Annotated in this window: 12 protein-coding genes; 3 read left to right on the forward strand and 9 right to left on the reverse strand. The window is 54.4% G+C overall.

Features of this window, described 5'->3' with window-relative positions; all coding sequences use genetic code 11:
- Positions 1-2: 2 nt before the first annotated feature.
- The 4 genes from phnE to FIV00_RS13830 all read right to left on the reverse strand — a co-directional run bounded on the left by phnE (position 3) and on the right by FIV00_RS13830 (position 5,290).
- Positions 3-917, reverse strand: coding sequence for a phosphonate ABC transporter, permease protein PhnE (gene phnE, locus FIV00_RS13815; RefSeq protein WP_152501294.1), 915 nt, complete (start codon positions 915-917; stop codon positions 3-5).
- Between the two features lie 60 nt (positions 918-977).
- Positions 978-1,889 carry a phosphonate ABC transporter substrate-binding protein gene (phnD, locus tag FIV00_RS13820; protein ID WP_152501295.1) on the reverse strand — a complete coding sequence of 304 codons (912 nt, stop codon included), beginning with the start codon at positions 1,887-1,889 and terminating at the stop codon, positions 978-980.
- Positions 1,890-1,981: 92 nt separating this feature from the next.
- A complete protein-coding gene (gene phnC, locus FIV00_RS13825; RefSeq protein WP_152501296.1) occupies positions 1,982-2,803 on the reverse strand; it encodes a phosphonate ABC transporter ATP-binding protein in 822 nt (273 codons plus the stop codon).
- Positions 2,804-3,172: 369 nt separating this feature from the next.
- Positions 3,173-5,290, reverse strand: coding sequence for a bifunctional diguanylate cyclase/phosphodiesterase (locus FIV00_RS13830; protein WP_209006927.1), 2,118 nt, complete (start codon positions 5,288-5,290; stop codon positions 3,173-3,175).
- A 428-nt stretch (positions 5,291-5,718) separates the two neighbouring features.
- Here FIV00_RS13830 and FIV00_RS13835 point away from each other — a divergent pair, with 428 nt between their 5' ends.
- Together FIV00_RS13835 and sfsA are read left to right on the forward strand one after the other, a co-directional pair.
- On the forward strand, positions 5,719-7,143 hold the full coding sequence (locus FIV00_RS13835; RefSeq protein ID WP_152504264.1) for a TrkH family potassium uptake protein: 1,425 nt from the start codon (positions 5,719-5,721) through the stop codon (positions 7,141-7,143).
- Between the two features lie 45 nt (positions 7,144-7,188).
- A complete protein-coding gene (gene sfsA, locus FIV00_RS13840) occupies positions 7,189-7,893 on the forward strand; it encodes a DNA/RNA nuclease SfsA (RefSeq protein ID WP_152501298.1) in 705 nt (234 codons plus the stop codon).
- A gap of 21 nt (positions 7,894-7,914) precedes the next feature.
- On the opposite strand, the gene FIV00_RS13845 is transcribed toward sfsA, so the two are convergent.
- The 5 genes from FIV00_RS13845 to FIV00_RS13865 form a co-directional block, all read right to left on the reverse strand.
- Positions 7,915-8,598: a L,D-transpeptidase gene (locus FIV00_RS13845; RefSeq protein ID WP_152501299.1), complete on the reverse strand. Its 684-nt coding sequence runs from the start codon at positions 8,596-8,598 to the stop codon at positions 7,915-7,917.
- 276 nt (positions 8,599-8,874) lie between these two features.
- Positions 8,875-9,384, reverse strand: a complete 510-nt coding sequence (gene gpt / locus FIV00_RS13850) for a xanthine phosphoribosyltransferase (RefSeq protein WP_152501300.1) — start codon at positions 9,382-9,384, stop codon at positions 8,875-8,877.
- Positions 9,385-9,399: 15 nt separating this feature from the next.
- Positions 9,400-10,143, reverse strand: coding sequence for a competence/damage-inducible protein A (locus FIV00_RS13855; protein WP_152501301.1), 744 nt, complete (start codon positions 10,141-10,143; stop codon positions 9,400-9,402).
- Positions 10,144-10,218: 75 nt separating this feature from the next.
- Positions 10,219-11,421: an FAD-dependent monooxygenase gene (locus tag FIV00_RS13860; RefSeq protein WP_152501302.1), complete on the reverse strand. Its 1,203-nt coding sequence runs from the start codon at positions 11,419-11,421 to the stop codon at positions 10,219-10,221.
- 15 nt (positions 11,422-11,436) lie between these two features.
- Positions 11,437-11,682, reverse strand: a complete 246-nt coding sequence (locus FIV00_RS13865) for a zinc-finger domain-containing protein (RefSeq protein WP_152501303.1) — start codon at positions 11,680-11,682, stop codon at positions 11,437-11,439.
- A 216-nt stretch (positions 11,683-11,898) separates the two neighbouring features.
- Here FIV00_RS13865 and FIV00_RS13870 point away from each other — a divergent pair, with 216 nt between their 5' ends.
- Positions 11,899-12,654 carry an alpha/beta fold hydrolase gene (locus tag FIV00_RS13870; RefSeq protein WP_152501304.1) on the forward strand — a complete coding sequence of 252 codons (756 nt, stop codon included), beginning with the start codon at positions 11,899-11,901 and terminating at the stop codon, positions 12,652-12,654.
- The last annotated feature ends 13 nt before the right edge of the window (positions 12,655-12,667 follow it).

Raw genomic sequence — 12,667 nt, forward strand, 5'->3', positions numbered from 1 at the left:
GATCAAACCCCTTTTCCGGTCAGGCCGATGATCCGGTGACGGATCTTTTCGCTCAACATGTCGATGACGATCACTGTTGTAAAAATGATGAGAAACAATGCCGAGAGATCGGTGTATTCCTGAAGCGACATGGCAACCCGTATCTCCTGACCCAGACCGCCCGCTCCGACAAATCCGATGATTGAGGAGGAGCGCACATTGATCTCAAAACGCAGCAGCGTGTAGCTGATGATGTTCGGAATGACCTGGGGAACGATGCCGTAGCGGACCTGGTCGAACCAGGACCCTCCAGAGGCTTTAATGCCTTCAACTGCTCGCATGTCTGCGTTTTCGTTGGCTTCGGAATAAAGCTTGCCGAGCGCACCTGTTGCGTGAAGGCCGATCGCCAGAACACCGGCAAGTGGGCCGACGCCGAAGCAGAAAACGAAAATCAGTGCCCAGACCAGATCAGGAACTGTGCGGACGATCTCCAAGTAACGGCGGGTGATGTTAAGAATGATCCTGTTTGGTGCAAGATTGCGACTTGCCGGAAAACTGAGCAGGAACGCACCCACGACGCCAAGAAGCGTCGCCATATAGGCGATCAGCACGGTTTCAATCAGCAATTGGAGCCAAACTTTCCAGCGCCAGAACCAATTGCCCACATCGCCCCACAGGGTTTCCCAATGCAGCACAGGCAGCGTTTTGTAGAGATATTCACCGAGACGCGGTAGTCCGGCCCAGATTTTCCACATCGACACTCTGTCGCCGTTGGCAAGTGTGACATCCGTCATGTCAAAGAAACCGCCCGTCCAGGCAGTTACGATGCAACAGAGTGCGAAAAGCACTGTCGATATCATGTTCAGGCGTCGGGCCGACTTGCGTGCGGCGGCGTAATCAAGCTCGAACCGCTGAATGGCGGGGGATGCTGTGGTCATGACGAAGTGGTCCGGTTTGTCGGGTGGAGGGGTGCCATGACACCCCTCCAATCGTGACGATCAGCCGCCACGACGCTGTTTCTTCAGCCAGTCGCGCATATCGACAATCCACTGGTAGCGATCGTGATCGACTTCAATCCAGCCTTCCTGGGTAGAGTCTTCTCCACCGGTCATCTCAATGAAAGCCAGAGTGTCATTTTCCGGAATGTCCATGACCGCCTTGCGCATGTCGGCGATCAGGCCTTGGGGCAGATTGGCGCGCGCAGCCAATGGGCCGGAAGTGATTTCCGGAGATTTCCAAATGGTACAAATCGAGCCATCTTCAATCATACCCTTGGTGACCATACGCTGTGGAATGCCATTGGTTTCGTTGGTGATGTAGGTGGCGGCTGCATCATACTGTTTGTTGTAGACGCCCAGGACCCCAGTTTCATGCGCACCGGAAAATGGGATGGCACCAAAATAGGTTTTCGGGTCAAAGCCTTGCTTTGCCAGATTGAAGTAGGGAACGGCGTAGCCAGATGTGGAATCCGGGTCGGCAAAGGCCAGGGTTTTGCCTTTCAGGTCTTCCAGCGTTTCAATGCCGCTGTCGCAGCGAACCGCGACCACTGAGTAGTAGCCTGTGGAGCCATCTTTCTGAAGCCGGGAGACCAGCGGAACAACACCGCTATCGGTTTCGGTATAGGCTGCCGCATACGAGGACGAGCCAAAAAAAGCGAATTCGATCTGGTCAGCGGCAATAGCCTGGATCACCCCGTCGTAGGACCCTGCGGTGAAGATTTCGACTTCCACGCCAAGCTCGTTTTCAAGATACTTTTCGAACGGGGTGTAGCGCGCGATCCTGTCTTTTTCATTTTCGCCGGACAGAATGCCGAACTTGATGGTCTTGTACTGATCTTTCCAGCTTTCCGACATTGCCGGGGAGGCTGCGAGGACGACAGCAGAAACTGCTGCAGCGAAGATGGCCTTCATCGTAGTGGCTCCTTTGATGCCGGGATTTCCGGCGGTTGACACGGCATCTGCCGTTTCGAGTTTGCGAAAGCGATGCTTCACCTCCGCGGATTTCAGGTTCCGACGGCTTTGATTTTCTGGTGATGTGAGCCGGAAGAAATCGACGTCGAAGTCACGGCTTCGTTGAAGTCAGCGGCAAGTTCGCCGGTACCGTAAATTTCTCTGACTTTTTCACTGGTCAATGCTTCCGGAGCGCCGTCAAACCGCACTTGTCCAGCTCGCATTGCGATAATGCGGTCGCAATAGGCGCGCGCCGTGTCGAGTGTGTGCAGATTGACCAGAACAGTAAGACCATCGGCCCGATTGATTTCCCGAAGCGCATCCATGACACGTGTCGCATTCGCCGGATCGAGCGAGGCGATGGGCTCATCTGCGAGCATGATGCGCGGGTTCTGAACAAGAGCCTTGGCAATCGCAACTCTTTGCTGCTGTCCGCCAGACAATGTCCCTGCGCGCTGCAGGGCTTGAGGAACCAAATCCAGCCGGTCCAGTGCTTCTATGGCACGAACACGGTCTTCTTCGGTAAATGAGCGCGTCATCGAACGCAGGAGGCCAGTGCGGGCTATCCGGCCCACCATGACATTGGTCAGGACATCCATACGCTCGATGAGATTGAATTGCTGGAAAATCATTGCACAGGATGCTCTCCAGAGCCGGAGCTCCCGGCCACGCAAGGCCGTGACATTCTGATTTTCGTAGACAATTGCCCCCTGGCTTGGATCGGTCAGCCGATTGATCATCCGCAGCAGCGTGGATTTACCAGCGCCTGAACGACCAATAACGCCGACCATCTGGCCCTTTGGAATAACGAGAGACACCGCATCGACCGCGGTCATGTCCCCAAACTGTTTGGAAAGCTGTTCAACCAGTAACATTGACCCCTCCGGAAAACGGAGTGCCAACTAGCAATAAATCTAGCGATTTAGATGTCTAAACGGTAATAGTTTTATGAAAAATCAAATATGTATCTCAGATTTTGTTTCCCGGTTAAATAATAAATCAAATGAATATAATGAAAAAATCAAAATTTTTTTGGATATACTCATTTTAGAATAATTGAGTACGTCAAAAATCACAGACTTCTACATAAAAGCGTCATATTATTCGGCGAGCGCAGTTCCGTGATAAGCCAATCGCCGGAACCTGCAGCTGCGATCCGCAACCAAATTGCGGCTTGGGACATTCACGACGTACCACTTGGCTGCGCTTTGCATTGGTTCAGGTCTCTGGCCCGTTGACGTTATCTAGGCTGGACGCGCTGTTGCTGAGGTTTCTATTGTTGCTTCGGGCTTGTGGCCAAGCGATCGCTGGAAGGCACTGATTCTGGCTTGGATATCACCGGCTGGTACAGCTGCGGAACAGAAATATCCCTGAATTCCGTCACACCGATGTGCGGCTGTCAGCGCATATTCGCCAGCCGTTTCGGCCCCCTCGGCAATAATTCTGAGGCCCAGGCTGCGTCCGAGCCCGACAATTGCCTGGAAGAGTTGTTCCTTCTGCTCGTGCCGATCGGCATGGGTCAGAAAAGCTCTATCAATTTTCAACTCCTGGAACGGCAAACGATGGAGATAGGTCAGTGAGGAGTATCCAGACCCGAAGTCATCGAGAGACAGCTGAACTCCAATTTTCTGCAGTTCCGACAAGATATTCAAAACGAGCTTTTCGCTGGTGTCGACAAAGACATTCTCGGTGACCTCCAGACACAGATGGTTTGCCGGTACCCCATAGGTTTGGAGAGTTCGTTTGACCGTCTTGGCGAAATTTGTCTGGCGGAATTGCAATGGTGACACGTTGACAGAGATCTGGCGGAAATCGAAGCCGGAGTGTGTCCAATGAGCCGCCTGTTTGCAGGCTTCATTAAGAACATATTGGCCCAACTCGAGAATAAGCCCTGTCTTTTCCGCGATCGGAATGAATTCATTTGGCGGAATAAAGCCGCGCGTCTCGTGGGGCCAGCGGATCAGGGCCTCCAGTCCGATCAGTTTGCCTTGCTGGGGGCAGACCTGCGGCTGATAAAAAAGCTGAAGCTGGTGGGTTTTGAGCGCGGCCCGCAATAGTGTCTCCGTCAGCATTTCTGCCTGGAGCCGTTCGTTCAAGGGCGCGCTAAAGAACTTGTATTTTGGCGCATCGCCCTCCTTGGCGGAGCGAAGTGCAAGACCTGCGACCCTATGGGCTGTTTCTGCGTCGATTGCGTCCGATGGCAGAAGTGCAATACCGATGCTCGGTTCGACACGAATATCGCCCTCTTCCAGCAGGAATGGGGCTGAAAGCATGTCGATGGCCTGCTTGGCGTAGTCTTCGGCAATTGCGCCCTTGCTGTCGAAGGGCAGCAAAATACAAAAGTCATCAGCGGAGATACGGGCGATCTGTGCGCTCGGTCCAAAGATGTTGGTAAGACGCGCATAGGCTTGCAGCAGGACCCGGTTACCGACCTGCTGCCCAAAAGCATCGTTGATCTTGGAAAACCCATTGAAATCCAGGTGAATCAAAGAAGCGGAGTAAGCACCTGTTCGCGCTTGCTGAAGCGCTGCGTTGAGATCTGCAAAATAACGCGCCCGGTTTCCGGCAGTTGTCACAGGATCGATATAGGCGAGCTTGTGAAGCTTGTCCTGGAGATCCGTCACACGTTCAAGTCCATGCGCCAGGTCGCCGATTTCGTCCTGACGGTCGGAGTAGGGGATCTTGTCGGGTTGTTTGCCGTTGGCAATCTCTTCTGCTGTTCCGGCAAGAACGCTTAAGGGCCGCAACTCAAGTCGAAGCAAAAGGCCGCCAATCAGCGCCGTTCCTGTCAGCACGATGATGACGGCGGACATTATCCTGGTCTTAAGCCTGTTTTCCGCTTTCGTCAGCGCATCAACGGGTCCGACATCGACCGCAAACGCGCCCTGAATGCTGTCGTCGGAATTCAGGATCGGAATTGCATAGGCCAGTCTTTCACGGCCCTGAAGCGGAATTTTGCCTTGGAAGGATTGTCCTGCGACAAGATTGGAATAGGCAGAATTGCGCAAATCGATGACTGCGGATCTTGTCGTTTCACTCTTCGCATCGGAGATATCCTCTGCGAAGTGCGTGAATTCCATTGTTTTCTCAGACCATCTGAAGAGGTTTGCGGACCCCTGGATAGAGTGGCTGATGGTGCCAAGGAGTTGACTCAGATCCCTGTCTGAACCCAGTTGTGCGGTCGCCGGGTCCTGAATGACCCTCAATGAGATCGGGTTGCCTGCGTCGTCAAACACAGGGTGGAACAAACTGGAAGTGCCAAGGTCCAAAATGGCAACTGCTTCTCGAGCGGTGCGTTCTATCCGGTCGGTCGCGATCAGTGTTGATGTTCTGGTGAGTTCGAAATAACTCAATCCAGCCACCAGACCCACGCTGCAAAGGACTGGTATTACCAGTACGATGCTGATCCGAAGGACAATTGAACGTGGACCCAGTCTGCTTATTTCCGCAATCCCTTGTAATAATTCCCGCATAAAGAGTTTTCTGGCTTCAAGCACGCAAAAGTATGCCTCAATAGCTACGAAATTCTGAACGGGACTGCATAAACTGGCCGATATCGGGAATAAGTGATCACTCTTTGAGGAGGCACAGGAAACCAGCACTTCGAAGGCATCACGGATCGAAAGCGCGCGTCCGTAGGCGTGGATCTTTCCGGTTACGTTTTTTTCCGGCCATTGGAAAATTGCGCGAAAGGGGTTAGGACGGACAGTCTGTGTGTTATCACGAGGCAGTTGCCGCCCAGTCCAGCGGTTTTCGGGAAGACCATTTTTTGATTTCTCTCAGACCAGTATTGAATGTTCTCGGGTTTCTCTATGTCGGTCTGGCAACCGCCATGCTCATCCCGGCCATTGTGGACGTTGCTCAGAAAAACGCCGATTGGCAGGCATTTGTATTTTCTGCGCTGTTGACTGGCATGGTTGGCATGCTGCTGTCATTAGCCGTCGGCGGGTCGCTCAGACAGGGCCTCGATACCCGCCAGACCTTCATTCTGACGACTTTGGCCTGGTCTACACTGCCAGCCTTTGGGGCTCTGCCTTTCCTGTGGCTCGGCATTGGCTATGCCGACGCGGTTTTTGAGGCTGTTTCCGGATTTACGACAACCGGATCCACGGTTCTGACGGGGCTGGATGGCCTGCCGCCCGGTCTTCTTGTCTGGCGCTCCATCATGCAGTGGATGGGCGGGGTCGGCATCATCGTTATGGCAATCGTTCTTTTGCCGTTCCTCCGGATTGGTGGAATGCAGCTGTTTCAGAGCGAGAATTCCGACAGATCCGAGAAAATCGTAAGCCGATCCGTAGAACTGATCCGCTTGCTCGGACTTGCCTATCTGTTCCTCACATTCCTTTGCATCGTTTCATACCTTGCAACCGGAATGGAGCTCTTCGATGCCTTCAATCACGCGCTCACCACAATTGCAACGGGTGGCTATTCGACACACGATCAGTCCTTCGGCTATTTCACCAACCCGGCGTCAGGGTGGGTTGCTATCGTCTTCATGGTGATCGGTGCCTTGCCGTTTGTTCTGATCATTCAGGCTTTGCGTGGCCATCCGCTACAGCTCTGGCGTGACCCGCAGGTAAGGGCATTGCTCGGGTTTCTTGCGGTGGTCTCGTTGACGCTTACCGTTTATCTCGGCGTCAACATGCGTTTTCCGTTCGATGAAGCGTTGCTCAGAGCCACGTTTAACGTCGTTTCAATCGTGACCGGCACTGGCTATGCCCTTGGTGACTTCTCGCAATGGGGTGCGCCAGTTGTCGGGATTGCGCTGCTCTTGATGTTTGTCGGTGGTTGCACGGGATCGACCACCGGTGGGATCAAGATGTTCCGCTTTCTGGTGTTCTTTGGCACTGTGCGGGCACATTTGCGCCGTATGGTTCGACCTCACAGGATCATGTCGGAAGAATATGGCGGTACGCGACTGACACCGGAGCTCTCGTTTTCGGTTCTGGCCTTTCTTGTTGTCTATATGGGCTCGGTCGGCATCATCACCGTCGCCTTGTCGTTCTTTGATCTTGATCTGGTGACAGCAGTATCAGCCGCGGCAACATCTGTCGGCAATGTCGGCCCGGGTTTGGGGCCGGTGATTGGCCCAGCCGGGCATTTTGCGCCGCTGCCGGATGGAGCCAAGTGGCTGCTGTCATTTGCCATGTTGCTGGGGCGTCTTGAACTCTTCACGGTTCTCGTTCTTCTTGATCCGGATTTCTGGTCCAAGTGACCCGTCAGAAGCGCGTTGCTTCCAGACATTTAAGGAACTTACGGGATGAAATTTTCCGCCCCCTTGGTCAGCGGTCGACTTGTCAAACGGTACAAGCGTTTTTTGGCAGATGTCATTCTGGATGACGATGGCGGTGAGGTGACAGCGCATTGTGCCAATCCCGGCTCGATGCTTGGACTGAAGGAACCTGGTTCCAAAGTCTGGCTGTCGCTTTCTGACAATCCCAAGCGCAAGCTCAAATTTTCCTGGGAAGTTATCGAGGCAGACGGTGCCTTGGTCGGCATCAACACGTCACATCCCAACAAATTGGTTGAGGAGGCCCTTGAAGACGGCCGCATTGACGCTTTGACCGGTTTCAAAACCCTGCGTAGGGAAGTGAAATACGGCAAGAAATCAAGGATTGACTTGCTTCTAGAAGCCGAAGATGGATCAAAGACCTATGTCGAGGTCAAAAACGTTCATCTGATGCGCAAGCCAGGGCTTGCCGAGTTTCCGGACAGTGTCACTGCCAGAGGTGCCAAGCACCTTGCAGAACTTGCCGACATGGTTGCTGAAGGTCACAAGGCGGCGATGGTTTTTCTCGTGCAACGTCCGGACTGTGATCGTTTAAACCTAGCCGCCGATATCGACCCGACCTACGCGGCAGCGTTTGAGGCTGCCAGCAATGCCGGTGTCGAGGCCTACGCGATCGGTTGCGACGTTTGCCTGGACGGCATTGATGCAGTCAAGCCGGTTAAAATCGAAATTTGAGCAAGGCCCGGCGAGATCCGCTCAAGCCTGGCGGACAACGATAGGTGTCCCATCGGGTACGCGGTTGTAGAGATCTATGACGTCCTGTTGGAGCAGCCGAACGCATCCTGAGGACACAGCCTTGCCAATTGACCAGGTTTCCGAGGTGCCGTGCAAGCGGTAGAGCGTATCTTTGTTGCCTTCAAAAATGTAAAGCGCTCTTGCACCAAGGGGGTTCTCCAGTCCGGGCTGCATGCCATTGCGGAACTCCTCGAGTTCCGGTTCCCGAGCAATCATTTCCGCTGGAGGCGTCCAGGTAGGCCATTCTCTTTTGTATTGGATTCGAGCTCTGCCTCCCCAGGAAAAGCCCGCCCGCCCAATGCCAACGCCATATCGCATGGCCTTGCCGTTTTCCATGGTCAGGTACAAAAAACGGTTTGGCGTATCGACAACTATTGTTCCTGCCGGTTCCGGCGAGGAATAGTCGACAAGGCGTCTATAGTAGGCCGGGTCTATCTTGCTGAGATCGACTGCGGGAATAGGAAACCGCTCCTGAGGCATAGCCCGGTACATCTGCAAATATTCCGGCGGAATGCGTCGACCTGCCTGGGGAAGTGTGTCTGAGGGTGAAGACTGCAGAGGCAATCTGCCTGTCCGGCTGCCAGAAGAGCATCCGGCGACCAGGGCAGCCGTGGCAGAGGCGAGAAACAGGCGTCGATTCAGCATTCCAGATCCCAAAAAATATACGACCAAATCAGTTTGGTCTGAGAGCAGCGTTCGGCTGACTGACCCATCGCGTTGACAGGAACTTGAAACCACTCGGGGCGTAGCCTGTCTTTGTGACGTTGTCAGATGCAGAACGACCGGCCAGATGTTTCGTCTGACCGGCCGCATGCAGCGTTATGAAGATTTTTCAGGCGGAATAGTGGCGCTGGCATCACCTTCCGGTGAGAAGCAGCGCAAATGTGTTCATCTTCTCAGAGTGTGTCTTTTGGGCCGCGATCAGCCCGCTGTATCCTTGGAGAGCGGCGGTTGGAACTGCCAGCCCATGTCCCAAGGGAAGTAGATCCAGGTGTCCTGGGACACTTCAGTGATGAAGGTGTCGACCATGGGCACGCCAACAGGCTTGGCATAGACGGTCGCGTAGTGCGCCTTGGGAAGCATTTCACGCACGACCTTCAGTGTCTTGCCCGTATCAACGAGATCATCGATGACAAGGACGCCGCTGCCTTCACCTTCTTCAAGATCAACCACCTTCGGATCGATCGGTTTGATGACCTGCAGCTGACCTTGGTTGTCATAGTCGTGATAAGAGGCGATGCAGACTGTCTCGATTGTCCGAATTCCGAGCTCGCGCGCAACGATCCCGGCGGGGACCAGTCCACCGCGGGTGATGCAGACAATCGCCTTCCATTCACCTTCGCTGGAGAGCCGCCAGGCCAGTGCGCGGGAATCTCTGTGAAACATGTCCCAGGAGACCGGGAATGCTTTGTTTTGTGCAGGGTTTTCCATGTCTTGTCCTTCAGATTATCCCGAAAGTTCGGCAACTGCCTGGGCCACATCTTTGGTCGCGGCCAGCAGGACGTCTTCATCACGTGAGCGGATAACGATCTGTGTGGTAAATTTGCCTTCAGAGGCCTTGGGGTAGGAACCGATCAAAGTTTGCGGATGAGCATCCTGAATGGCCGACAATCGCTCCGCGATGCGGCTTTCAGGCATGTCCGCGGAGACCGTTTCCGACATCATTTTCTTGCCTGTCGTCAATGTCGGTGCGATTGCGTCCATCATGGCCTGCATGATCGACGGAACTCCGGCCATTACATGCACATTTCCGATTTTGAAACCGGGTGCCTTGGAAACCTTGTTTTCTATCAGTTCCGCGCCTTCCGGAATGCGCGCCATGCGCTGACGGGCTGGTGTGAACTGACCCGGTGCATAGTGGCTTTCAAGCAGAGCGACCGCTCGCGGATCAAGGTTCAACGGAACTCCAAAAGCTTTGGCGATGCTCTCAGCGGTTATGTCGTCATGGGTTGGGCCGATGCCTCCTGAAGTGAAGACATACGTGTATTTGGCACGCAATGCATTGATAGCGTTGACGATTTCGTCAGTTTCGTCCGGAACGATGCGGGCTTCTTTCAGGTCTATACCAATCGACGTCATATAGTCGGCAACGAAGCCGATATTCTTGTCCTTGGTTCGACCGGACAGGATCTCATCCCCGATGACCAGAAACGCAGCGGTTACAACGTCATCTGCCTGCTGGCCGGTCATCTTGAGCACTCCCTGACACATGAATGGGGATTGGCTTTAGCCCAGCTTGTAGTCAGGCTCAAGCAAAAGCCTTCGTTATCGCTCGGGTGTCCAGCCATAAATGTCATCATATCGGGCCGCCAAAGCCTCTGGCTTCGACCATCTGAGGAAGGTGTCGCGGGCAAATGCGGGTATGCCGGATAGATGAAAAGTCCTTGCGTTGCCTGACGCTGTTTCCTGAACCCTTTTGACGCGCGGTTTCCGTTCCCTTTCAAAAGCTCTGAGCGCCGCGGGCACATTTTCCACGTCTGCGGGCAGGTGTTTGGCCAAAATCGCCGCGTCTTCGATAGCCATGCCTGCACCCTGAGCCATATAGGGCAGCATCGCATGTGCGGCATCACCCATCAGGGCCAGATGGCCATGGGTCCAGGGTCCTGAGGCATCAACGCTGCACAGCGCCCACTTCAGCCAGGTTTCAGAAGCCTTCAGGAGGTTCCTGACGTCTGCCGGCCAATTCTTGAAAACCCGAAGTACGGTTTCTTTTTCTTCCCTGGCGGACCAGGTTTCGTCCTGCCAGGCTTCTTCGGCAAGTGCGACGATATTGAGTTCGCGTCCGCCGCGGATCGGGTAGTGGACGAGATGAGAGTTCTTGTGCAGCCACAGGCCGGAATCGCCAGACCAGCGAGCTGGCAACTTGTCGAGCGGAATAGTGGCCCGGTAGGCGACTTGACCGCTAAAGTGCGCGTTTTGGTGCGCCGGAACGAGTTTGCGGGTCTTCGACCATACGCCATCGGCACCGATGAGTGCCTTGCAGTCCAGGTTCCCATTGATCTCGTCTGTCTGATAGATGCAGACGAGATGCCCGTAAGGGGAAGGCGACAGATCGAGAATCTCAGCTCCAAGCCGCAGATCGATACCAGGCGTTTGATGCACTTTCTCCAAAAGAGCACGTTGGAGGTCTGCCCGGTGAATAACCCAGAAGGGTTGGCCATGGCGTTGTTCGAGATAGGTGCCCAGCCTCACTCTGGCCAACTGCCGACCGGTTTCTCCAGACCAGAGCCTCAAGTTTTCTGGCGCGTACGCCGTGGCTTTCAAAGAACTGAGAACATCAAGTCTGTCCAATACGGAGCAGGCATTGGGTGAGAGTTGCAACCCGGCGCCGACTTCGGAAAGCTCGCGTGCCTTTTCCATAACGATAACGCTGTGCCCGTTTTGCCTCAGGGCGAGAGCGGCGGTGAGGCCGCCGATTCCGGCTCCTGCAATCATGACCGGATGGGACGCGTCGTTATGGGTGCTCATCTAGGCGCTTTGACGTTAGGCGGCGGCTGGTGTCCAGCTGCAATCTGATGGGGAAGACTCTCTGGCCTGCAATGTACTGTCAAACTTGTAAAGCGTTGAGCAGTAGGGGCAAACCACCTCGTTTTCGCTGCCCATATCCAGAAAGACATGAGGATGATCAAAGGGAGGATTTGCGCCGATGCACATGAATTCGCGTGCACCAATCGCAACGGAATCATGTCCACTGGTGTTCTGGAAATGCGGGACGACCTGATCCGCCATTGTCACTTTCCTTTTCGTTTCCGAGCTTCGCGCCGGATATCAAGTTTTGCGAACCATATCCATTCGCAATGCAAAAGGGTAGTGGCACGTCGCCGCGATCCACGGCGTCATGTTGTCCTTCTGCTGTCGGCCGCAATTCGGCTTTGCCAACCAAGGCCAAACACCTTAATCTGGTCGATAAATGCATATTCCGTTTACGTAAGGGTTATTTCTTTTATGCCAAAGTTCGAGTATGACGGCGTCCGGATTTCCTATTTGGATGAGGGAGAAGGCGATCCCATTCTCCTGATTCACGGGTTTGCCTCCAACAAACATGTCAACTGGAAGTATCCAGGTTGGGTGGATCTGCTTGTGAAAGACGGACGTCGTGTGATTGCGCTCGACAACCGGGGCCATGGAGAGAGCCAGAAATTTTATGACCCCAGCGCCTACGGAGCTCCGGTGATGGCCGAAGATGCAAGACGTTTGCTCGATCATCTCGGGATCGCGCAAACGGATGTCATGGGATACTCGATGGGAGCACGCATCTCGGCGTTTCTGACACTTAATCATCCCAAGAGGGTCCGGCGTGCGGTGTTCAGTGGGTTGGGATACGGGATGATCGCCGGTGTCGGCGACCCGGAGCCAATTGCATCGGCATTGGAGACGGACCGGATACAGGACATCGTTGATCGCTCCGGCCGCGCTTTCCGGGCCTTTGCCGAGCAAACAGGATCCGACCGACGGGCGTTGGCGGCCTGCATGCGTTCGTCGCGTCAGAAAATCAGCGAAGAAGATGTTTCACGAATTGAACGGCCCGTGCTGGTTGCCGTAGGAACGGAAGATGAGATCGCCGGATCGCCCCAGAAACTGGCCGCACTCATTCCCCATTCCGATGTCCTTGAGATACCGGGACGCGATCACATGGTCGCTGTCGGAGATAAGGTACACAAACAGGGTGTCCTTGCTTTCTTGCACAACGTAGAGGCCTGACCGGCTGGAGACA

It is taken from the genome of Labrenzia sp. THAF82, from assembly GCF_009363435.1.
Classification (GTDB): Bacteria; Pseudomonadota; Alphaproteobacteria; order Rhizobiales; family Stappiaceae; genus Roseibium; species Roseibium porphyridii.

Excerpts from the sequence above, each read along its gene's own strand:
- phnD (WP_152501295.1), bottom strand. The coding sequence starts at position 1,889 with ATGAAGGCCATCTTCGCTGCAGCAGTTTCTGCTGTCGTCCTCGCAGCC.
- FIV00_RS13855 (WP_152501301.1), bottom strand. The coding sequence starts at position 10,143 with ATGACCGGCCAGCAGGCAGATGACGTTGTAACCGCTGCGTTTCTGGTC.
- FIV00_RS13845 (WP_152501299.1), bottom strand. The coding sequence starts at position 8,598 with ATGCTGAATCGACGCCTGTTTCTCGCCTCTGCCACGGCTGCCCTGGTC.
- FIV00_RS13860 (WP_152501302.1), bottom strand. The coding sequence starts at position 11,421 with ATGAGCACCCATAACGACGCGTCCCATCCGGTCATGATTGCAGGAGCC.
- phnE (WP_152501294.1), bottom strand. The coding sequence starts at position 917 with ATGACCACAGCATCCCCCGCCATTCAGCGGTTCGAGCTTGATTACGCC.
- FIV00_RS13870 (WP_152501304.1), top strand. The coding sequence starts at position 11,899 with ATGCCAAAGTTCGAGTATGACGGCGTCCGGATTTCCTATTTGGATGAG.
- phnC (WP_152501296.1), bottom strand. The coding sequence starts at position 2,803 with ATGTTACTGGTTGAACAGCTTTCCAAACAGTTTGGGGACATGACCGCG.
- gpt (WP_152501300.1), bottom strand. The coding sequence starts at position 9,384 with ATGGAAAACCCTGCACAAAACAAAGCATTCCCGGTCTCCTGGGACATG.
- sfsA (WP_152501298.1), top strand. The coding sequence starts at position 7,189 with ATGAAATTTTCCGCCCCCTTGGTCAGCGGTCGACTTGTCAAACGGTAC.
- FIV00_RS13865 (WP_152501303.1), bottom strand. The coding sequence starts at position 11,682 with ATGGCGGATCAGGTCGTCCCGCATTTCCAGAACACCAGTGGACATGAT.